Annotated in this window: 18 protein-coding genes and 1 rRNA gene; 3 read left to right on the plus strand and 16 right to left on the minus strand. The window is 43.3% G+C overall.

Going from position 1 to position 20,960, the window contains the following annotated elements; genetic code table 11:
- From A3GY_RS0107260 to A3GY_RS0107285, 6 genes are all read right to left on the minus strand, one after another.
- Window positions 1–112, minus strand: a 16S ribosomal RNA gene (locus tag A3GY_RS0107260); the annotation flags it as partial.
- Window positions 113–330: 218 nt separating this feature from the next.
- Window positions 331–1,263 (minus strand): ABC transporter ATP-binding protein, encoded by a 933-nt coding sequence (locus A3GY_RS0107265; protein WP_018030757.1) that lies wholly within the window; start codon window positions 1,261–1,263, stop codon window positions 331–333.
- Window positions 1,263–2,309: an ABC transporter ATP-binding protein gene (locus A3GY_RS0107270; protein ID WP_018030758.1), complete on the minus strand. Its 1,047-nt coding sequence runs from the start codon at window positions 2,307–2,309 to the stop codon at window positions 1,263–1,265. Before A3GY_RS0107270 ends, A3GY_RS0107265 begins: the two co-directional genes overlap by 1 nt.
- An 11-nt stretch (window positions 2,310–2,320) precedes the next feature.
- On the minus strand, window positions 2,321–3,352 hold the full coding sequence (locus A3GY_RS0107275) for an ABC transporter permease (RefSeq protein WP_018030759.1): 1,032 nt from the start codon (window positions 3,350–3,352) through the stop codon (window positions 2,321–2,323).
- Between the two features lie 10 nt (window positions 3,353–3,362).
- A complete protein-coding gene (locus A3GY_RS0107280) occupies window positions 3,363–4,277 on the minus strand; it encodes an ABC transporter permease (RefSeq protein ID WP_018030760.1) in 915 nt (304 codons plus the stop codon).
- 116 nt (window positions 4,278–4,393) lie between these two features.
- Window positions 4,394–6,052, minus strand: coding sequence for a peptide ABC transporter substrate-binding protein (locus A3GY_RS0107285; protein WP_018030761.1), 1,659 nt, complete (start codon window positions 6,050–6,052; stop codon window positions 4,394–4,396).
- 247 nt (window positions 6,053–6,299) lie between these two features.
- Between A3GY_RS0107285 and pbp3 the strand changes: the two genes are divergently transcribed.
- Window positions 6,300–7,538: a D-alanyl-D-alanine carboxypeptidase PBP3 gene (gene pbp3 / locus A3GY_RS0107290; RefSeq protein ID WP_026161978.1), complete on the plus strand. Its 1,239-nt coding sequence runs from the start codon at window positions 6,300–6,302 to the stop codon at window positions 7,536–7,538.
- A 63-nt stretch (window positions 7,539–7,601) separates the two neighbouring features.
- On the opposite strand, the gene A3GY_RS0107295 is transcribed toward pbp3, so the two are convergent.
- The 10 genes from A3GY_RS0107295 to A3GY_RS0107340 all read right to left on the minus strand — a co-directional run bounded on the left by A3GY_RS0107295 (window position 7,602) and on the right by A3GY_RS0107340 (window position 18,476).
- Window positions 7,602–8,369: a DUF6612 family protein gene (locus A3GY_RS0107295; RefSeq protein WP_018030763.1), complete on the minus strand. Its 768-nt coding sequence runs from the start codon at window positions 8,367–8,369 to the stop codon at window positions 7,602–7,604.
- Between the two features lie 121 nt (window positions 8,370–8,490).
- Complete coding sequence (gene sufB / locus A3GY_RS0107300) at window positions 8,491–9,909, minus strand: Fe-S cluster assembly protein SufB (RefSeq protein ID WP_018030764.1); 1,419 nt, start codon at window positions 9,907–9,909, stop codon at window positions 8,491–8,493.
- Window positions 9,902–10,345 carry a Fe-S cluster assembly sulfur transfer protein SufU gene (gene sufU / locus A3GY_RS0107305; protein WP_018030765.1) on the minus strand — a complete coding sequence of 148 codons (444 nt, stop codon included), beginning with the start codon at window positions 10,343–10,345 and terminating at the stop codon, window positions 9,902–9,904. The genes sufB and sufU overlap by 8 nt, the downstream gene beginning before the upstream one ends.
- Window positions 10,332–11,564 carry a cysteine desulfurase gene (locus A3GY_RS0107310; RefSeq protein WP_018030766.1) on the minus strand — a complete coding sequence of 411 codons (1,233 nt, stop codon included), beginning with the start codon at window positions 11,562–11,564 and terminating at the stop codon, window positions 10,332–10,334. The genes sufU and A3GY_RS0107310 overlap by 14 nt, the downstream gene beginning before the upstream one ends.
- A complete protein-coding gene (gene sufD / locus A3GY_RS0107315) occupies window positions 11,564–12,826 on the minus strand; it encodes a Fe-S cluster assembly protein SufD (protein ID WP_018030767.1) in 1,263 nt (420 codons plus the stop codon). Before sufD ends, A3GY_RS0107310 begins: the two co-directional genes overlap by 1 nt.
- Window positions 12,827–12,863: 37 nt before the next feature.
- A complete protein-coding gene (sufC, locus tag A3GY_RS0107320) occupies window positions 12,864–13,634 on the minus strand; it encodes a Fe-S cluster assembly ATPase SufC (protein ID WP_018030768.1) in 771 nt (256 codons plus the stop codon).
- A gap of 78 nt (window positions 13,635–13,712) precedes the next feature.
- The gene (locus A3GY_RS0107325; RefSeq protein ID WP_018030769.1) at window positions 13,713–14,870 is read right to left on the minus strand and encodes a glycosyltransferase family 4 protein; all 1,158 of its coding nucleotides are present in this window, start codon (window positions 14,868–14,870) and stop codon (window positions 13,713–13,715) included.
- Between the two features lie 4 nt (window positions 14,871–14,874).
- On the minus strand, window positions 14,875–15,591 hold the full coding sequence (gene mecA / locus A3GY_RS0107330) for an adaptor protein MecA (protein WP_018030770.1): 717 nt from the start codon (window positions 15,589–15,591) through the stop codon (window positions 14,875–14,877).
- A 92-nt stretch (window positions 15,592–15,683) separates the two neighbouring features.
- Window positions 15,684–16,535 (minus strand): undecaprenyl-diphosphate phosphatase, encoded by an 852-nt coding sequence (locus A3GY_RS0107335; protein WP_018030771.1) that lies wholly within the window; start codon window positions 16,533–16,535, stop codon window positions 15,684–15,686.
- 51 nt (window positions 16,536–16,586) lie between these two features.
- A complete protein-coding gene (locus A3GY_RS0107340) occupies window positions 16,587–18,476 on the minus strand; it encodes a DUF2207 domain-containing protein (RefSeq protein WP_018030772.1) in 1,890 nt (629 codons plus the stop codon).
- Between the two features lie 135 nt (window positions 18,477–18,611).
- Between A3GY_RS0107340 and A3GY_RS0107345 the strand changes: the two genes are divergently transcribed.
- Complete coding sequence (locus A3GY_RS0107345) at window positions 18,612–20,165, plus strand: ABC transporter substrate-binding protein/permease (protein ID WP_018030773.1); 1,554 nt, start codon at window positions 18,612–18,614, stop codon at window positions 20,163–20,165.
- A complete protein-coding gene (locus A3GY_RS0107350) occupies window positions 20,165–20,905 on the plus strand; it encodes an amino acid ABC transporter ATP-binding protein (RefSeq protein ID WP_018030774.1) in 741 nt (246 codons plus the stop codon). Before A3GY_RS0107345 ends, A3GY_RS0107350 begins: the two co-directional genes overlap by 1 nt.
- The last annotated feature ends 55 nt before the right edge of the window (window positions 20,906–20,960 follow it).

The raw sequence follows: 20,960 nt of genomic DNA on the forward strand, positions 1-20,960 counted from the left end.
GCGACTCATGATGAATGGTGGAGCAAGCTCCGGTATCCATCATGCGTTCCACTTGCATGTATTAGGCACGCCGCCAGCGTTCGTCCTGAGCCAGGATCAAACTCTCTGATAAAAGTTGATCAAACTCAAGCTATCACTAGCTCTTCCGTTTTATTGTTTCTTCATTGACAGGTTACTTCCGTAACCCGCACTTAACGTCTTGTTCAGTTGTCAAAGGGCTTTCTCCTTACGGAGACAACTATTATATTCTAGCACCTACTCTTACCTTTGTCAACTACTTTTTTGCGTTTTTGAAAAAAATACCTTGCACTAGTCAAGGTATTTTTATAGTTAGGATAATTCTTTTTTATAGCCTTCAGCCTCTTCTTCAGTTGACAGCACAAAATGTCCAGGCGTAATCTCATGCATGCTTCTCTCTTGGCCATCCTGCTCCATACTAGGGTCATACACCAAAGGCACACGGCGACGCTCGATTTCTGGATCAGGTTCAGGAATCGCCGATAATAAGCTTTTAGTGTAGGGATGTATTGGATGATGATAAACATCATCTGAGCTACCTACTTCTAACAGTTTCCCCCAGTGCATGACACCGATTCGGTCTGAAATATATTTGACCATTGACAAATCATGCGCAATGAACAAATAAGTCAAGCCTTGATCAGCCTGTAATTGCTGCATCAATTTAACAACCTGTGCCTGGATAGACACGTCTAAAGCAGAGATAGGTTCGTCTGCGATAATAAATTTTGGCTCAACTGCCAGAGCGCGAGCAATTCCTATCCTCTGACGCTGACCGCCTGAAAATTCATGCGGATAGCGAGTTAGGTGGTCTTTATTTAGACCAACCAGCTCCAATAGTTCTTCAACTTTTTCATCCCTGTCTTTTGAAGTAAGAGCCAAACCATGCACATCTAAACCTTCTGCAACAATGTCTCTGATTTTCATACGTCCGTCTAGGCTAGCCTGAGGATCTTGGAAAATCATTTGCGCATCTTTGCGAAATTCAAACAGTTCCTTACCTTTTAGAGAGGATACTGTCTGTCCCTCAAAATCAATTTCACCGTCATTGATGTCGTAGAGTTTTAGAATAGCTCGACCAATAGTGGTTTTTCCTGACCCCGACTCGCCTACAAGTCCAAAAACTTCACCTTCATAGATGTCAAAACTAACGTTATCAATTGCCTTGACTTCATTAGATTTCCCCTTATTAAAAACTAAGGACACATTTTTGACTTCAACTAATTTTTTACGGTTTTCAGTCATTAGCGTTTGCCTCCTTTCAACGTTGCCCAACGGTCCCATCTTTTTAAGATAGAGTCCGGCGGAGTTACTTGAGGTGCTCGATCATCGAGCAGCCAAGTGGCCGCATAATGGCTATCCGAAACCTTGAAAAAAGGTGGTTCTTCTTCTAAATCAATGTCCAAAGCATATTGGTTACGAGGGGTAAAGGCATCGCCTTTAGGAGGATTTAGCAGATCCGGTGGTGTTCCAGGAATGGATTCGAGACTGCCTGAAGCGGTATCTGTCGTTGGCATTGAATTTAGCAAGCCCCAAGTATAGGGATGCTGCGGATTATAGAAGATTTCTTCAACTGTCCCGTATTCAATAATTTTACCTGCGTACATAACCGCCACACGATCAGCCATCCCAGCGACAACCCCTAAATCATGGGTAATGAAGATGATTGACGAATCAGAGGTTTTTTGAATTTTTTTCATCAACTGAAGAATCTGCGCTTGAATGGTCACATCTAGGGCTGTTGTCGGCTCATCTGCAATCAGGATTTCAGGATTTGTAGCCAGAGCAATCGCAATAACCGCCCTTTGTCTCATCCCACCCGACCACTGATGCGGATAATCATTAATATGCTCCTCAGCATTCGGAATCCCAACCTGTTTCATAAGCTCCAAAGCTCTATCCAAAGCCGCCTTTTTGCTGGCTTTTTCATGCTTCATAATGGGCTCCGCTATTTGCAGACCAATTCTCATTGTCGGATCTAGACTGGTCATCGGATCTTGAAAAATCATGGCTATCTCATTTCCGCGAACTTTAGACCAATCATTTTCACTCAGTTCTGTTAAGTTTTTTCCTTTAAAGAGAATATCCCCTTTAATTTCGGCATTTTTAGCAGACAGTCCCATCAAGGTACGCGTTGTTACTGACTTCCCTGATCCAGATTCACCGACAATAGCCAGCGTTTCTCCCTTTTTAAGGTCAAAGGAAACATCTCTGATTGCTTTAACCCTGCCTGCATAGGTACGGAAATCAACAAAAAGGTCTTTTATTTGTAAAATCGTTTCTTTATCCATTGTTTTCCCTTCTATTCTTGGCTAGATTTTGGATCAAATGCATCGCGTAAACCATCACCCAGCAAAATAAAAGCTAGAGAAATTAAGCAGAGTGCAAGAGAAGGCAAGATGATTTGATAAGGGTAATATTGCAGATTTTCCTGAGCATCTGCAATCAAAGAACCTAGAGAAGCCGTTGGTGGCTTAACACCAAGGTTAATCGCTGATAGCACTGCCTCATACATGATGGCAGATGGAATAGACATCATAATTTGAACGATAATAACACCAGAAATATTAGGCAAGATATGCTTGAAGGCAACCTTCCAAGGTTTTTCTCCTAGAGTTCTAGAAGCCAAAACAAACTCTCGCTCTCTATAAGAAAGCGTCATATTTCTCACTTGTCTTGCCATACTGGTCCATCCGGTCAAGCCGATTGCCAAAACAATTGAAAAGAGGCCATTTCCCAGAAGAAGTCCTAGCATCGTAACGATAACAAGGTTTGGGATTGATGAAATAATTTCAATAAGCCGCTGCATCAGTGTGTCCAACCATCCGCCGACATAGCCGGATATTAAACCATAAGTCACTCCAATAAAGAGGTCAATACAGGTGGCCGCAATTGCAATCAACAAGGAAATTCGGATACCAACGATCAGACGTTTGGCCACGCTTCGGCCTAGACTGTCGGTTCCCAAAAGGAAATATTCTCCTTTAGGAACTGACTGATCTTTATAAACGTTCGAAGATTCTGTTGCCCCAGGAATTTTGAAAATCCCATTCCAGCCTGGAATTCCTAGACCGCTATTAGGCGGCAGATTCCCATAAGTTGCGACTTGATCAGGATCAAAGCTATTGGCACTCTTTTGTGTCACAAACACATTAGATACCAAGGCAAAGGCCATCAGCAGGCCCAAAAACCAAAAAGCGATCAGGGCTAATTTATTTTTCTTTAATCGCCGCCAAGCGTCCTGTAAAAAGGAGAGGGCTGGCTTTTCAATTTTTTCTTGAGCATCGGTATTTCCTACACCGACTAAGACAAATGCTTTCTTTTTATCTACCATTTTCTACTCCTTACTGCAACCGAACGCGTGGGTCAACAATGCTTGTAATAATATCCGTTAGCAAAATCATTCCCATCAGCATGACAGAATAAACAATGGTTGTTCCCATAATAACAGGGAAATCTTTCGTAGGAATAGAACTTACAAACTGTTGGCCGATTCCAGGGATTGAAAAAATCGTTTCAATTAAAACTGAACCTGTCAGCAGGTTAGCCGTCATAGGGCCGATCAACGTTAAGACCGGAATCATGGAATTACGGTAAGCATGTCTGTTGACAACCTGCTTCTCAGTCAGTCCTTTCGCTCTGGCCAACTGGATATAATCTGAATTTAGAGCCTCTATCATCTCACTGCGGACGAATCGCGTGGTGATGGCGAAGGGGCTAAATGATAGAGCTAAGGTCGGTAAAATCGTCTGCGAAAAACTTCCCCATCCTGATACCGGTAGAAGACCTGTCCTATATCCAAACCAATTTAGCATAAAAACGGCAACGACAAAGGAAGGAACTGAAATCCCCAGAGTTGATACAATACTTAAAAAGCCATCAATTCGGTCGTTTTTATGACGGGCAGAAATAGCACCGACAACAAGCCCAAGCCCTACACCAACAACAAGTGCTTGAAGACCAAGCCGAGCCGATACCCCTAGACGCTGAACAATCAGCGTTGTTACGGATTGGTTGACATACATGAAACTGGTTCCCAAGTTTCCTGAGAAAACATCCGTCAGATATTTCACATATTGCTGCCAGACAGGCTTGTCTAGGCCGTACTGTTCATTCAGTCGGGCAACCTGTTCAGGGGTTAATTTAGGATTATTATAGGGAGTCCCTGGCATAATCTGCATTAAGAAAAAGGTTAGGGTGACGACTGCAAATAATGTAATCAGGAGAATCCCAAGTCTTTTAAGAATATATTTCAGCATAATGATTCCTTTTCTTTGTTTTTGTTGAAGAGGAAGAACGGGCTTCCTCTTCAACAAAAACAAGAACTGGCTTAAGCCAATCCTTGCCATTGTAATTAGTAATAACCTATTAGTTCTTATTTTTTATAAGCGTAGGTGAAATCAACATTCAAACCTGTTGTGTTACGAATAAGTCCTGTGATCTTAGGATTTTGAAGCGACTCTGTACTACGGAAGTAAAGCGGATTGATGTTTGCTTCGTCATAGAGAGCTTTTTCAGCAGTCTTATAGTTTTTAGCAGCTTTTTCAGGGTTCAAAGCATTGGTGGTGATAGCTTCTTCGTAAGCTTTATCATAAGTTTTATTGGAGAAGCCACCATTGTTTTGAGATGAGCCTGTTTTGAACAATCCGTAGAAGGTTGATCCTTCTGGGTAATCACCGCCCCAAAGCGACAGAACGATATCAAAGTTTTGATTATCTTGATCTTGCAGACGTTGTTTGAACGGTACAAATTTTTGCTCGATCGTCAAGCCTGGAAGAGCTTTTTCCCAAGCACCCTTGATGTAGTCAAGGGAAGTCTTAGCAGTCAGACTGTCAGCATCTGAAGTGATGGTCAGAGTGATTTTCTTCTCACCGATTTCAGCCAAACCTTCTTTGAAGAGTTTTTTCGCTTTTTTAGCATCGTAGGCATAGCCTGGTGCGACCAATTTGGAAAGATCTTTTCCGTCAACCTTACCTAAGCCATAAGGCGCCAGACCTGTTGCTGCACGTGATCCTGTCGGCACAACGGTATTGACAAAGGTTTTACGGTTAGTTGCTAGGTTCAAAGCTTGACGAATTTTCTTGTTAGACAAGGCTTTCACCTTACCAGTTTGATTATACTGGAAGTAGGCTGTTACTGCTTCAGCAACATCTACCACATCTTTATTGCTCTTGTTAGCTTTGTAAAGAGACGGTGTGTTAGAAATGTTTGCGTTGTCTAATTCACCGCGTTTGTACATATTAACAGCAGTTTCTGGTTTCTTAACAACTTGGACGTTAACCGCGCTGTTTTTAACCTTCTTAGCATTCCAGTAGTATTTATTTTTCTTCAGAGTGAATTTATTGTTCGTTCCATTCCAGCCAGTAACAACATAGGCACCTGAATAAACTTGATTATCAGCATTCGTACCGTACTTATCGCCAGCCTTAGTGACAAACTCTTCTTTTTGCGGCATAAAGTTAGCAAACGACAAGAAGTAGAGCATTTGTGGAGATGGAGCCGTTAGCGTGAAGATCACCTTGTTCCCATCAGCCTTGACCCCAAGTTCATTAAGATCGGTTACCTTGCCTTCATTAATTTCTGCAGCATTTTTAACATTTGATTCTAAGGCTAAGTAAGCGTACTCTGAAGCTGTCTTAGGATCCACAAGTCGCTGCCATGAATAAACAAAGTCTTTGGCCGTCAAGTCGCTCCCGTCAGACCATTTTAGACCATCACGCAGAGTGGCTGTATAGGTTAAACCATCTTCAGATACTTCAACTTTTTTAGCGAGGTCTGGTTTTGGATCGCCGTTTTTATCAACACGAAGCAGGTTAGCCCCTGAATTTCCAATGGTTAAAGAGGAATATGTATCTGTAACTTTTGAAATATCCAGTGTATTAATCTCTGTCGGAATGGTCCAGTTAATGGCATTCTTTGAAGAATCGGCAGCAGTAGCTTTGCTGTCACCAACGGCCGCTAGGGCCACAAGAGAAGCGAGCGCCACTGTTCCCAGAGCAGCACGTTTCCATGTACTTTTCTTTGTTTTTATCATAAAAACTCTCCTTACTTTTCTCAAAATAATATTTGAGGATTAAAAGTTCTGTAATCAATATTTTATCTTATTTTAAAATGATATGCAAGCGGTTCTATCTGAAAAATGTCTGAATTTTCTTTCAGTATAATTAAAGCAAGCACAGCTGCCGTTGATTCTTTTTCCTTTAAAGATTGGCTTTTTTCTTCACGAAGAAGCTCTATCTTCGTCTGGTCAGGATTTTTCTCTTTTATGTTATAATACCAGTATGAAAAAGATTTTTTGTTTATTGCTTATTACTATTAGTTTCTTTGGAGGAGCCGTCAAGGCTGATGACAATTTTGATGTCAGTGCCAGACATGCGATTGCTATTGAAAACTCAACTGGTAAGATTCTATATGAAAAAGACAGTAATACTTCTGCCGGGATTGCCTCAATTACCAAAATTTTGACCGTTTATCTCGTTTACAAAGAGATTCAAGCGGGAGAATTAAAGTGGGATGACAAGGTTAAGATTTCAAATTACGCTTATGGTTTAACGACGAATTATGAAACAAGCAATGTCCCCATGGAAGCAAGAGAGTATACTGTCAAACAATTAGTGGAAGCTACCATGATTGCCAGTGCCAACAGCGCAGCCATTGCTTTAGCAGAAAAAATTGCCGGCACTGAACCCAAATTTGTTGATTTGATGAAAAAACAGCTCGATGCCTGGGGCATTAAGGACTATAAGCTTGTCAACGCCTCTGGACTTAACAATAGTCTTTTGGGGGAAAATATTTATCCCGGAACAAGTTCCGAAGATGAAAATATGATGAGCGCCAAAAGCGTCGCCATTATCGCCCACCATCTCATCAATGATTTCCCAGACGTCTTAAAAATTACAAGTCAAACAACGGCAGACTTCGCTGGAACCCCGATTACAACTTATAATTATATGCTGCCCAATATGTCTTATGCCAGAGACGGTGTTGATGGGCTCAAAACCGGAACCACCGAACTGGCTGGCGCTTCTTTTGTCGCTACTTCAACAGAAAATAAGATGCGGATTATTACCGTTGTGCTCAATGCGGATAATGCCGACATTGATACCAATGCGCGTTTTAAGGCGACTAATGACCTGCTAAATTATGTCTCTCAGAACTATGAAGCGCGCACCCTGGTCGCAAAAGGCAAGAGCTACCGCAAAAGCACAGCTAAGATTGTAGATGGCAAGGAGAAAACAGTCTCCAGCATCGCCGAGAAGAGTTTGACCGTCATTGAAAAAAAGACGGCCGCTACAGCTGGCAAACTTAAGATAGAAACCTCGGAGAAGGGCTATGTTGCCACGGTTAAAAAAGGAAGCAAAGTCGGCAAGGCTGTTTTCTACGATAGCGATTTGGTCGGTGATGGTTATATCGGCCAAGTCCCTAGCGTTAACCTGCTAGCCAAAAAAGAAGTGAAGCGGAGCTTCTTCCTTAAAGTTTGGTGGAATCATTTTGTCATTTATGTCAATGAAAAACTCTAATTGCTGACAGCTCTCTTATTCTAACAATACCGTCGCATAAAAAACTTGCCTGAGGCAAGTTTTTTATGTTGTCGTTTGATCTGGTGCAAGAAAACGAGAGCTATCCACCTTGTTCCACTGTGAATAAGAAGTGTCAATCGACATTTTTAAGACATCAGACCCTTTTTTATAATCAAGATTCATGGTGAAAGCAGAGAGATAAAGTGTTTTTTTATTGAAAGTGACTGTGAATGTTTTATCGACATCTGTCTGACTGACCCCAGTTAAAACGAGGTTCAGTTCGTCTTTAAACAAAGAAACCAAATCGACATTTTGACTTTTTAAGACCAAGGTATAGGTCTTGCTGGTTTCTTTCAGTTTCAAATCATCCTTCATTTTATATAAGATGTTTAAAAAGCTGAAGTAGCCTGGCTGGACATAGTAATCACCATTGGTTGTTTGTTTTGTCCAAGTACCGTCTTCAGAAGTTCTTGTGTAGATGGGGTAGCCTTGGCCGCCGGCGAGGATATACTCTTGGTAGCTCCTGCTTCCATTTTTCGTCTGTTCGATGACAGCGCTGGCACGCTTTAAATCAGAGGCAGATGTCCCATAATCCAAGTCAGCCTCCATATCCTGAGACTTGCTGTCCTGATTCACTTTTAATGACAGATCCATCTCGAAATGCACGGTTTTCACCTTTTTATTGGCGCTTTTTACTTTCTTCAAGAAACTAGCAACAGACGGTTTTGAAGCTGCCTGAACCTTTTCCTGTTTACCGGCACTCGTACTGACAGCCAGCCCTAGGGCTAAGACGGCACAAATTCCCCAGATTAAAGATTTCTTTTTCTGCATTTCCTTTTCCTCCTTCGTTCATCTCCATATTAACACTTTTAGTTTAACATTTTTTGTAAGCGTTTTCTATAATTTGAGGGATTTTTATAGAATTGTAATAAAAAAAGAGCCTAGGCTCTTTTTAACCAACAGATCCTTCCATTTCATAGGAAATCAGACGGTTCAATTCAACCGCATATTCCATAGGAAGTTCCTTGGTAAAGGGTTCTACAAATCCCATGACAATCATTTCAGTAGCTTCTGCTTCTGTCAGACCGCGGCTCATGAGATAATACAGCTGCTCTTCGGAAATCTTAGATACTTTTGCTTCATGCTCCAAGGCAACTTGCGAATTATGAATCTCATTGAAGGGAATGGTATCCGATCTGGAGAGGTCATCCATGATGATGGTATCACACTCGATGTGACTGACTGACTTTTTCGAATTAGGGGCAAAGGTCACCTGCCCTCGGTAGTCAACTTTTCCACCACCCTTAGCGATAGACTTTGAGACAATCGAAGAGGAGGTATGGGGCGCATTGTGAATCATTTTGGCCCCTGTATCCTGATGCTGCCCTTCATTAGCAAAGGCAATAGACAGCATTGTTCCGCGGGCACCTTGACCATCAAGGTAAACAGATGGGTACTTCATTGTCGTTTTAGCGCCTAAGTTGCCATCGATCCACTCAACGGTCGCATCTTTAAGAGCACGTGCTCGCTTGGTCACCAAATTATAGACGTTATCAGACCAGTTTTGAATGGTCGTGTAACGCATATAGGCACCGTCAAGTGCAAAAATTTCCACGATAGCCGCATGGAGACTATTGCTCGAGTAAGTCGGCGCCGTACAGCCTTCTACATAGTGAACGCTGGCTCCCTCATCAACAATAATCAAGGTGCGTTCAAACTGTCCGGTATTTTCATTGTTAATCCGGAAATAGGTCTGCAGAGGAATATCCACCTTAACCCCTTTAGGAACATAGATAAAGGTGCCGCCAGACCAAACAGCTGAATTTAGGGCCGCCAGTTTATTGTCTGTCGGAGGAACTAACTTGGCAAAATATTGCTTGAAAAGGTCTGGGTATTCTTTTAGAGCTGAGTCGGTATCTGTAAAGATAATCCCTAATTTTTCAAATTCATCTTTCATATTGTGGTAAACCACTTCTGATTCGTATTGCGCTGACGCTCCTGCCAAATAGGCACGTTCTGCCTCAGGAATACCAATTCTTTCGAAGGTTTCTTTGATTTTTTCAGGCACATCATCCCAAGATCGGGCGGGCCTGTCAGAAGGCTTTTGATAATAAATCAAATCATCAAAGTCAATATCTGACAAATCTGGACCCCAGTCCTGCATAGGCATTTTATTAAAGGCTTCCAATGATTTTAGACGGAAGTCCAACATCCATTCCGGCTCTTCTTTCGCCGCCGACAATTCACGGACAACCGCTTCATTTAAGCCCTTGCCTGTGGAGTAAATGGGCTCAACATCGTCGTGAAAGCCAAACTTATATTCACCAAGGTCAATTGGCTTTGGTTCTATTTTTTCAGTTGCTTCAGCCATTGTTTTCCTTTCTGTTTTCAATTACTTTTTTGAGAGCATTCCAAGCTAAGGTCGAACATTTTATACGCTGCGGAAATTTCGAAACACCCGCCAGGAAAGCAGCATCTCCCAGTTCTTTTTGACGATCATCTGTTTCCCCCTGAACCATTTTGGAAAAAATATCGGCTAATTCAAGAGCCTGTTTACTGCTTTTACCTTTGACAAGATCAGTCATCATGCTTGACGAAGCGGTTGAAATCGTACAACCATCCCCTGCAAAAGCAATGTCCGAAATGATATCTCCATCAAAAGCAACACTTAAATGAATGACATCACCACAGGTTGGATTATTCAGACTAACTTGGTCTGCCCCTTGTAAAACACCGTGATGGTGCGGATTTTTGGAATGATCTGCAACGACAGCCATATAAAGACTGTCTAGCTTAGAGAGTGCCATTGAAGAACTCCTTTGTCTTTAAAAGTGCTTCGACTAATTTATCACAGTCAGCTTTTGTATTGTAGACGTAAAGACTGGCTCTGGCAGCCGAAGAAATACCTAGATGGCCGAGCAGGGGCTGAGCACAGTGATGTCCTGCACGCACAGCCACTCCCTCATAATCTAGGGCAGTCGCCACATCATGGGGGTGAAGCCCTTCTAAATTGAAGGACAGAACGCCTGCTCGCCGATGCGGATCAAGCGGTCCGTAGAGTGTCAACCCCTCAATGTCTTGCAACTTGGGCAGTAAGTAAGCAACCAGTTCCTGCTCATGGGCATGGATGGACTCCATCCCCAGAGCATCAAGGTAATCAAAGGCGGCGCCAAGAGCAATCGCCCCTGCAATATTAGGTGTCCCCGCTTCGAACTTCCACGGAAGATCCTTCCAGCTAGCTTCCTGTTCTGAGACAAAGTCAATCATCTCGCCACCAAATTCAAGAGGAGTCATTTGATTCAAGACGTCTTCCTTACCATAAAGAAGCCCAATTCCTGTTGGTCCAAGCATTTTGTGACCTGACAGCGTAAAGAAATCACAGTCTAAGTCTTGGACATCTATGGGCATATGAGGGGCTGACTGTGCTCCGTCTACGACCATATAGGCACCTTTGGCATGGGCCCATTCCGCAATCTCTTTAACGGGATTGATAGCTCCGAGAACATTGGAGACATGGGCTAAACTGACAAATCTCGTTTTAGGTGATAGTTTTGACCTAACATCATCCAAATCAAGCTGACCGTCTTTCAGATAAGCATAGACGAGCTTAGCTCCCGTCTGGCGGCAGGCTTCCTGCCAAGGGATGAGGTTAGAATGATGTTCCATAACAGAAATCAGCACTTCATCGCCCGGCTTTAAGATTTCTTTGGCAAAAGCAGCTACCCAGTTTAAACCTGTTGTTGTTCCCCGTGTAAAAAGAATTTCCTTTGTCGATTTGGCGTTTATAAAACGTCTTGCTTTTTCTCGTGAAGCTTCGTAGTCTCTCGTCGCCCTTTCGGCCAAAGTATGAACTCCGCGGTGGACATTAGCATTATCGGTTTGATAGTAGGCAGCCAGCGCCTCCAAGACCTGCTTAGGTTTTTGCGTTGTGGCAGCATTATCCAGATAGACTAAAGGTTCATCGTTGATCACTTGATCTAGGATAGGAAAGTCTTTTTTTAGTTTTTCAGCATCTAGTTTTACCATTAGCGTTTTTCCAATTTTTCATCCAAAACGGCAATCATCTCATCTCGGACTTCCTTTAACGGAATTTCAGTAATCACTGTTCCGAGGAAGCCGCGGATAACCAATCTCTCTGCCGTTGCTTGATCCAGACCGCGGCTCATCAGATAATACATATCTTCTGGGTCTACCTGACCGATAGAGGCGGCATGACCCGCAGTCACTTCGTTTTCGTCAATCAGCAAAATCGGGTTAGCGTCTGAGCGGGCCTTGTCAGAAAGCATGAGCACCCGACTCTCCTGCTGGGCATCTGCTCCTTTAGCTCCCTTGATAATCTGACCGATTCCGTTAAAGGTTAACGTTCCACGTTCCAAAATGACCCCATGCTGCAGGATATGACCGACAGAATTCTTGCCATAATTGGTTACTCGTGTATCAATGCCCTGAACTTGACGGCCACTAGAAGCCGCGACGACTTTCAAATTGGCATGGCTGCCATCTCCGATTAAATCACTATCAAAATCAGCCACGAGATGACCCTCGTTCATGACCCCTAGCGCCCAGTCAATGCTGGCATCTGCTGACAGGCGGCCACGACGGCTGAGATAGGTTGTCAGATTGTCTCCGAGGCGGTCAATAGCTGAAAATTTGACTTGACTTCCTTCAAGGGCCAGAACCTCAACCGTAATATTAGCTGTTGCCTTGGCTCTGCCTTGACCAATGGACTGGAAGCGTTCCAAGTAGCTGACTTTACTATTTTTCCCTGCAATAATCAGAATATGTTTGTTAAAAGGAACAGACGAATCGCTATCCTGAAGGAAAATGCCTTCAACAGGCAGGTCAAGTTCCACATTGTCCGGAACGTAGAGGACTGCCGCACTATTGAAGTAAGCTGTATGATAAGCCGCTAATTTATCCTCATTGAAAGGAAGTGCCTTGCCAAAAAACGTTTCAATCAGTTCTGGAATCTCTTCTAAAGCACTGTAAAAGTCGGTAAAAATCACTCCCTGTTCAGCCAAATGAGCCGGCATACTCTCTAAAATCGTCTGGGTTCCTACTTGAACGAGCTTGGGGTTGGCCGAAAGCGAAGAAAAGTCAGGAACATTAGCAGAGACTTGGCTTTCTGCAATCGTGCCATCTCCCAAGTTCCAGCGATGAAATTTGACCCGCTCAATTTTAGGCAGAGGGAGTTTGTCTATTTGTTCCAAAGCCTGCAGGCGGCGCTCCTGAAGCCAAACTGGCTCGGCTTTTCCCTGTGAAAAGTTTAAGATGGTTTCTCTTGTCATTTATTACTCCTTTTCTTAAGTCTAGAAGTCAATGACCTTAAACTTCTTCTTTGTATTCAAGACCAAGTTCTTCTGCAATTTGGGCATAGCCTTCTTTTTCAAGGCGAGCAGCTAGCTCAGGCCCGCCAGAGAGAACAACACGGCCATCCATCATCACATGGACCAGATCAGGCGTAATGTAGTTCAACAGACGCTGATAATGGGTAATAATCATAGCCCCAAAATCTTGACCACGCATGGCATTGACTCCCTTTGACACAACCTTGAGCGCATCAATGTCAAGCCCTGAATCAATTTCATCCAGCAAAGCGAACTTAGGCTCCAGCATCAAGAGCTGCAAGATTTCGTTGCGCTTTTTCTCCCCGCCGGAAAAGCCTTCGTTCAAATAACGTTCAGCCATTTCTTCTTTCATCCCGAGAAGTTCCATCTTTTCGTCTAATTTGGTAATAAAGTCACGGACAGAAATCTTATCCTCGTCTTCTTTACCCGCATTCATGGCTGCGCGAATGAACTCTGCATTGGTAATCCCAGGGATTTCACTTGGGTATTGCATGGCCAGAAAAAGACCAAGGCGGGCACGCTCATCAACCTCAAGTTCAAGGATATTTTCCCCGTCCAGCAGGATTTCACCTTGAGTCACCTCGTAAAAGGGATTGCCCATAATGGCGGCTGAAAGGGTCGATTTCCCTGTTCCGTTAGGCCCCATAATAGCAGCAATCTCTCCTGTTTTCAGCGTTAGGTTGACACCTTTCAAAATTTCTTTTCCTTCAATAGAGACATGAAGGTCTTTTATTTCAAGTACAGACATTGTACACTCCTTTCAGATTATCAATAATCATTATAACAAAAAAAGTCCTCGAGGACTTTTTTTCTGTTTTAAAACTTGCTATTTCCTGCGATTTCTGCCTTTATTAACCACCGATTGGCGGTAGTCGCTGTTCCCAATGAATTTCAGCAGTTTAAGCAGCGGCGTCCGGTTAGGCCCCCAAATTTCAACGCCCTCAATAAAAATTTCCAAGGCAAAGGCAACACCAATCAAAAGCAAAACGCCTCCGATTCGGCTGGAAACATTTAAAAGCAGGGAAACCAGAGAGAAAAACATGGCAATACCATAAACAACCAACACCGCACCTCGATGGGTAAACCCCATAGCCAAAAGCCGATGATGTAAGTGCATATTGTCCGGTTCATAGAACTTCTTCCCTGACAGGGTTCGACGGATGATGGCTACTGTCGTATCCACAATCGGAACACCTAAAATGAGAATAGGAGTGACAACGGCCACAGCCGTCGCATTTTTAAGGCCCTGCAGAGACAAGACGGCAATCATAAAGCCGATGAACAAGGCTCCGGTATCCCCCAGATAGATAATCGCTGGATGATAATTGTAAGGAAAGAAGCCTGCAATTGAGACAATCAGAACAAAAATAGTCAGTGTCAAGAAGATATCTGTATCATACAGGAAAAAATAAGAAATCAGTCCCATCGTGGTCAGGCTGATAATAGAGACGCCTCCAACTAAGCCATCCAAACCATCAATCAAATTAACTGCATTCGTAATGGCCACAATCCATAAAATCGTTAAACAGAAGGTCACAAAGCCGTTAAAATGGATCATGGGGCCGCCAAACGGAATCTTAAAGCTGTCAAACTGAAAATCTGTAAAGTACCAAATAACGACAGCAGCCAGAATGATTCCCATCAGTTTCATTTTGGCAGACAGTTCGAAAATATCATCCAACAGACCGACAAAAGAGACAATCAATCCTCCCAGCACAACCGGTGCAATATAGTCAAAATAGGAGAGTCCCCAAATAGGGGTATGGAGGATTCGAGGCATGAGAAAAAGACTTGCAACCGTAAATGAGACCACAATTGCCAGTCCGCCTGCACTCGGCATGGGAACTTTGTTAATTCTTCTGGCATTTGGATTATCCACCGCTCCAATCCGAAAGGATAAAAACCTCACCAAAGGCGTCAGGACCAGAGACAGCAGAAACGTTCCAATTAAAACCAAAACATAGTCAAGTGTAATCGGAATCATAAGGTTATTGTCCTATCATTTTCAAGTGCGCCAAGGTATCAGCTGATAGGAGCTGAACACCGTGTTCCAGCAGATAAGCTCTTGTTTTTGTCCCCGGGGAAGCGTATTCCAAGATTCGTGCGTGCATGAGATTAAGATAATAGCTCGGTTTATCAATGAGATTCAGCAGCACGGTCATGTAGTAATTGTCACCGACCTTGAAAAGCTCTGAAGCCTCCACATCAAAGTTGACCGCCTGAGCAAAGCGGACCACATCCTCAATGCTGTCAAAGTCCAGAACAAAATGGACAAACTCTTGCGCGGGTTCTTCTTCTGAGCTTGCAGCGGTTTCTTCTGCCTTCTCAGCTTCTGCCAGCCTATCTAGAGCCTCAGCATCTCCTTTATCTCTCATATTTTGCTCCAAGGTTTTGAAAAAATCTTCTGGAGACATCTGCGCAATATCTTCCATGTCGGCCAAGTCCTCTAAGTTTAAGTCCTTACTGATTTCAGACTTGGTCACAAACACGTCAATCCGATCCTTGCGAGGGGTGACACGAAAACTCAGCATACCGCTATCCTTAAAATTTTCTGGCAAGTCCAGTTCATCCATGACAGCATAGAAAAACTCTTCGGTCTTTTCCTGAGGAATCAAGAAATCCTTCAATTCCATCCCTCTTTCTTCAAGATCATCCATGCTGATTGTTATTTTCAGTGTGGTTTCACTAATCTGTTTCATTTCCATACTTATCACCTCGCACGAGTAGTTATTTTATTATACAAGAAATAAGAAAGTTTTTCAATTTTGCGCAAGACAAAAGACAGGTTTCCCTGTCCTTAGCCAAAAATAGCTTTAACACCCGCAAAGAGCAAGAGAACAATCCCCAAGCCAATGCGATATTTCCCAAAAATGGTAAAATCATGCTTTTTAACATAATCTGTTAAAAAACGAACGGCATAAATGCTGACGACAAAAGCGGTCACCATGGCAACCAAAAGGATGGTCAGCTGGCTGAAAGCAAAGCTATTGCCCCCCATGAAGAACTTGACCACTTTCAAAAGGCTGGCTCCAAACATAACGGGAATACCTAAGAAAAAGGTAAATTCGGTCGCCACCTCACGGCTAGTACCAACCAGCATCCCCCCAATAATCGTCGCCCCCGAACGGCTCGTTCCCGGAATCAGGCTGAGGACCTGAAAAAGACCAATGTATAGGGCTGTCAAATAGGACATCTTAGCTAAATGTGTCACCGAAGGCTGAATATCTTGTTCCTGATTGCGTTTTTCAATCCAAAGAAAGACGACACCATAAACAATCAGCATCAGAGCCACCGTGATAAAGTTGTAGAAATGGGCCTCAAACCAATCATTTAGAGGGAGACCAACGATAACAGCAGGCAGACAGGCAATGATAACCTTTAGCCATAACTGCCAAGTCAAGCGGACCTGCTGAGGACTTTTACCCTTTTCAAAGGGATTGAGACGGTCAAAATAGATAACCATGACCGCTAAGATAGCCCCCAACTGGATAACAACATTAAACATATCCATGAAATCCTGATTTTGATTAGAGAATTTCAAGAATTCCTGAATCAAGATTAAATGACCGGTACTTGAAATAGGGAGCCATTCAGTGATACCTTCTACGATACCGAAGATAATGGCTTTTAATAATTCAATGAGTAACATGATATCTCCTTATTCGTTAATAAAAGATGAAATGCAGACAAGAAGCCACACTTAGAAAGCCCCGCCTCCGCCGCCTCCGAAGCCGCCCGAGAAACCGCCTCCGCCAGATCCTCCTGACGAAATAGAAAAATGAGACGCACTGTTGGCAGTTGAGGTATAGGTGGACAGGTAATGGCTTGAAAGAGCTAGCCGGTTATGAACGCCCAGTGCTATGTAAGTATTCAGTTCTGGATTTTCAAGGGTAATATGTCTCAGTTTCAAATAGTCCTGAACCCTGTCCGCATAGCCATAAAGAGCAGCATAAACCAGAATCCTATTCCAAACCAGATGGCTTTCGATGTCTAGGGCTTCAAAGGTTTTAATGTCTCGAAGCATATTTTGAAAAGCATCCCAGGCCTGGCGAGTCGCGAGTCCTTCTGCTGTCAGAATTCGGCTGACCTGATAATAAGTCTGACGTCTGTAATAAAAGAAAGGCAGCAGACCTGCTAAAAGGATAAGGAAAACACTTATTCCCATTCCAAGAGGGTAAAATACTGCTAGCGAAAAGAGCAACAGAGCGAGGCTTACGCCTATGCTGGCAAAAGCGAATAAGAAAGCTAGGGCAAGAGATCTCTTCTCCCTTGCCAACATCTCTCGGTGTAAGTCAGGATAGTTTAAACCGGTAATCGTCTGAGCAACCGAAGCATCAACCTTAGCCAGCCGCGACTCAAAGAGAGCCAATATTTTCCTGCCCCGCTGTCTTACCGCTGAAGGATTGCCTTTTAAGATTTTTTTATCTGTCTGATAGTCCAAAAAAGCGCTGTCCAGCCCCATCGGCTGCCCACCATACACCAAGTCTAGAAAGTCTCTTTCGTAAGCGGTCAGTTTTGTCTTATCTGGAACATCAAATAGACCAGTCTCCTTGAAAAGAATAAGCTTGCCTTGGTCAATTAAGTCTAACAGGGTTGCCTGAATGAGGTTTTCAAAGCTGATATCAAACCGTTTCCCTTTGACGTCAGGGGGTGCAATCTCAGCCAGTTCCAAATCGTAAATATATTTTGTCAGCACTAAGGGGGATAAATCACTGGGAGCCTCAAAAAGATGCATGTCTCGAGGCATCTTCTTTTGTCCCAAAGATGCCTTAAAACGGTAATAACACCAGAGCGAGACAACTAAAATCACCAGTGAAATCAAGGGGACGACGTAAGTTGCTAAAAAAGGATAAAGCTTCTGCTTAACAGCGATGGTCTTTTCAGTCATTAAAAACTTAGATAGGCCCTTACCTGACTTATTTTGAGTAGCGTAAAAGAGCTTTCTATCCCAATAAGCATGGAGTTCTAGCTTTCTGCCCTCACCTAAGCGGTTAACCTCAACGGAATAGCCATTCCCTTTTTTCGTGACTTTTGCACCCGAACCAAAATAACCCGTATGGGCATGGAGCTGACTTGAACGATTCTGATAAGCACCGGAGAAATTGACCTCAAAGATCACCTTATTGAGAGGCACATCCCAGTCACTGATAGGAACCCAGTTTAGCTCCGCGATATCACTGTAGATATTCAGCAAGTTTTTCAGCCGCCAAGTAACAACTAAGGCAATACGGTCATTTTCTTTCCCAGGGTTGTAAACCTTGACGCGATAGCCATCTGATAATTTCTCAACTTCTTTGGAAATCGATCGACTTTGCAGATGACCAGCGCCATCAACTGTATAGGCCGAGATCTCGGGCTGACCTGAAATACTGAAACCTTTAGGAAAGTTTCCTGCCGACCCTAGCGTTACGTATTGCCCATTATAAGAACTGTCAAAATCATAGATAATCATTTGTTTAAAAGAAGCTTCATTGCCACTATCAATAGTCAGCTGACCTTGATAAAGCGGAATACTATAGTCCACATCTGCCCAGACCTTGCTGGTAACCAACGCAAGGAAGACCGTTACAAACAGTAAAACCTTCTTCATTTGACAACTCCTTTAATTACTGTTCTTATTTTATCATAAATAAGGGCTTAATATAGGAATTTTCAGACATTGATATTGAAATGACATCTTTTTTTCTGTAAAATGTATGTTGAGTAAATTTTAGAGGAGTTTTTAATGAAAAAACTAATATTAGCCTGCTTAACCACCTTCTGTTTCCTCTTTTCAGGAGCAGTCGGTGCCCAAGCAGATGATTATCTTCGTGTTGGGATGGAAGCTGCCTATGCACCTTTTAACTGGACACAGGATGATGCATCAAACGGTGCCGTCAAGATTGAAGGCACCAACCAATACGCCAACGGCTATGATGTCCAGGTCGCCAAAAAAATGGCTGCCGCTTTAGGAAAAAAACCTTTGGTTGTCAAGACTAAATGGGAAGGACTGGTGCCTGCTCTGACTTCTGGCAAAATCGATATGATTATCGCCGGAATGAGTCCTACGGAAGAGCGCAAAAAAGAAATCGCTTTTTCAGATAGCTATTACACCAGCGAGCCTGTTCTGGTTGTTCGTAAAGACAGTAAATATGCCCAAGCTAGCAGCTTAAACGATTTCTCCGGAGCCAAGATCACCTCTCAGCAAGGGGTTTATCTCTACAATCTCATCAGTCAAATTCCAGAGGTTCAACAAGAAACCGCTATGGGAGACTTTTCGCAAATGCGTCAGGCCCTTTCATCCGGTGTCATTGATGCTTATGTGTCAGAGCGCCCGGAAGCCAAATCAGCAACTGATGCTAACTCCTCTTTCAAAATGATCTCCTTAAAAGATGGTTTTGAGGTCAGCGAATCCGATGTTGCCATTGCTATTGGGATGCGGAAAGACGATACTCGCATCAGCCAAATCAACACGGCCTTGGCCAGCTTCCCTCTGAAAGACCAAGTTGCGCTGATGGATAAAGTCATCAAGGAGCAGCCTAGTCAGAAAGCCAAAGAAGATACAGACAGCCAAAATGGCTTCTTTGATCAGGCCTTGACGATTCTGAAAAACAACTGGAAAGCTCTGCTGCGGGGAACCGGCATGACTCTTCTGATTTCTATCATTGGTACCCTAGCCGGACTTCTGATCGGACTTTTAATCGGTGTTTATCGTACTGCCCCTCAGGCGGGTAATAAAGCCCTCGCTTTCATTCAAAAGCTTTTCGGCTGGCTCTTGAATATCTATATTGAAGTCTTCCGCGGAACACCAATGATTGTACAGGCCATGGTTATCTATTACGGGACCGCTCAAGCCTTTGGTGTATCCCTTGACCGGACTTTGGCGGCCATCTTCATTGTCTCTATCAATACTGGGGCTTATATGAGTGAAATTGTTCGTGGCGGTATCTTCGCTGTGGACAAGGGGCAGTTTGAAGCTGCGACAGCTTTAGGGATGACTCACGGCCAAACTATGCGTAAAATTGTGCTTCCTCAGGTCATTCGCAATATTCTGCCAGCTACCGGCAATGAGTTTGTCATTAACATCAAGGACACTTCTGTTTTGAATGTCATTTCCGTTGTTGAGCTTTACTTCTCCGGAAATACCGTTGCGACACAGACCTACCAATATTTCCAAACTTTCTTTATTATCGCGGTCATCTACTTCATTTTAACCTTTACAGTTACCCGTATCCTGCGCTTTGTTGAACGAAAAATGGATCAGGATAACTACACGACAAGCCAAGGAGGCAGCCACTAATGACGGATACCATTTTAGAAATAAAAGCCTTGAAAAAATCTTTTGGAAAAAATGAAGTCCTCAAAGACATTTCACTCAGCGTCAATAAGGGTGAGGTTATCTCCATTATCGGTGCTTCCGGTTCCGGAAAATCAACCTTCCTGAGATCAATCAACCTTCTCGAAACACCTACAAGCGGGCAGATTCTGTATCATGGCGAAAATGTTTTAGAAAAAGGCTACAACCTGACAGCCTACCGTGAAAAATTGGGCATGGTTTTCCAAAGTTTCAACCTTTTTAATAACCTTAATGTCCTTGAGAATGCCATTGTCGCTCAGACAACTGTTCTTAAACGCAGTCATACCGAGGCCGAAGAAATTGCCAAAGAAAACCTTAATAGGGTCGGCATGACCGAGCAGTATTGGAAAGCAAAACCTAGTCAGCTTTCCGGCGGTCAAAAACAGAGGGTGGCTATCGCCAGAGCTCTATCTGTCAACCCTGAAGCCATTCTCTTTGATGAACCAACATCCGCGTTGGATCCTGAGATGGTCGGAGAAGTTCTTAAAACAATTCAAGATTTAGCCAAATCAGGCTTGACCATGCTAATTGTTACCCACGAAATGGAATTTGCCCGTGATGTCTCTGACCGTGTGATTTTCATGGATCAGGGCCTCATCGCAGAACAAGGTACGCCTGAGCAAATCTTTGAAAACCCTCAGCAGGAACGTACCAAGGCTTTCTTACAGCGCTTTTTAAACTAAATACCACAGGCTGGAACATTATCGTCTAGCCTTTTTATTAGCTCACCTGGACTTT

The sequence above is a fragment of the Streptococcus ferus DSM 20646 genome (assembly GCF_000372425.1).
Lineage (GTDB): Bacteria > Bacillota > Bacilli > Lactobacillales > Streptococcaceae > Streptococcus > Streptococcus ferus.

Excerpts from the sequence above, each read along its gene's own strand:
- A3GY_RS0107265 (WP_018030757.1), bottom strand. The coding sequence starts at position 1,263 with ATGACTGAAAACCGTAAAAAATTAGTTGAAGTCAAAAATGTGTCCTTA.
- A3GY_RS0107270 (WP_018030758.1), bottom strand. The coding sequence starts at position 2,309 with ATGGATAAAGAAACGATTTTACAAATAAAAGACCTTTTTGTTGATTTC.
- A3GY_RS0107275 (WP_018030759.1), bottom strand. The coding sequence starts at position 3,352 with ATGGTAGATAAAAAGAAAGCATTTGTCTTAGTCGGTGTAGGAAATACC.
- A3GY_RS0107280 (WP_018030760.1), bottom strand. The coding sequence starts at position 4,277 with ATGCTGAAATATATTCTTAAAAGACTTGGGATTCTCCTGATTACATTA.
- A3GY_RS0107285 (WP_018030761.1), bottom strand. The coding sequence starts at position 6,052 with ATGATAAAAACAAAGAAAAGTACATGGAAACGTGCTGCTCTGGGAACA.
- pbp3 (WP_026161978.1), top strand. The coding sequence starts at position 6,300 with ATGAAAAAGATTTTTTGTTTATTGCTTATTACTATTAGTTTCTTTGGA.
- A3GY_RS0107295 (WP_018030763.1), bottom strand. The coding sequence starts at position 8,369 with ATGCAGAAAAAGAAATCTTTAATCTGGGGAATTTGTGCCGTCTTAGCC.
- sufB (WP_018030764.1), bottom strand. The coding sequence starts at position 9,909 with ATGGCTGAAGCAACTGAAAAAATAGAACCAAAGCCAATTGACCTTGGT.
- sufU (WP_018030765.1), bottom strand. The coding sequence starts at position 10,345 with ATGGCACTCTCTAAGCTAGACAGTCTTTATATGGCTGTCGTTGCAGAT.
- A3GY_RS0107310 (WP_018030766.1), bottom strand. The coding sequence starts at position 11,564 with ATGGTAAAACTAGATGCTGAAAAACTAAAAAAAGACTTTCCTATCCTA.
- sufD (WP_018030767.1), bottom strand. The coding sequence starts at position 12,826 with ATGACAAGAGAAACCATCTTAAACTTTTCACAGGGAAAAGCCGAGCCA.
- sufC (WP_018030768.1), bottom strand. The coding sequence starts at position 13,634 with ATGTCTGTACTTGAAATAAAAGACCTTCATGTCTCTATTGAAGGAAAA.
- A3GY_RS0107325 (WP_018030769.1), bottom strand. The coding sequence starts at position 14,870 with ATGATTCCGATTACACTTGACTATGTTTTGGTTTTAATTGGAACGTTT.
- mecA (WP_018030770.1), bottom strand. The coding sequence starts at position 15,591 with ATGGAAATGAAACAGATTAGTGAAACCACACTGAAAATAACAATCAGC.
- A3GY_RS0107335 (WP_018030771.1), bottom strand. The coding sequence starts at position 16,535 with ATGTTACTCATTGAATTATTAAAAGCCATTATCTTCGGTATCGTAGAA.
- A3GY_RS0107340 (WP_018030772.1), bottom strand. The coding sequence starts at position 18,476 with ATGAAGAAGGTTTTACTGTTTGTAACGGTCTTCCTTGCGTTGGTTACC.
- A3GY_RS0107345 (WP_018030773.1), top strand. The coding sequence starts at position 18,612 with ATGAAAAAACTAATATTAGCCTGCTTAACCACCTTCTGTTTCCTCTTT.
- A3GY_RS0107350 (WP_018030774.1), top strand. The coding sequence starts at position 20,165 with ATGACGGATACCATTTTAGAAATAAAAGCCTTGAAAAAATCTTTTGGA.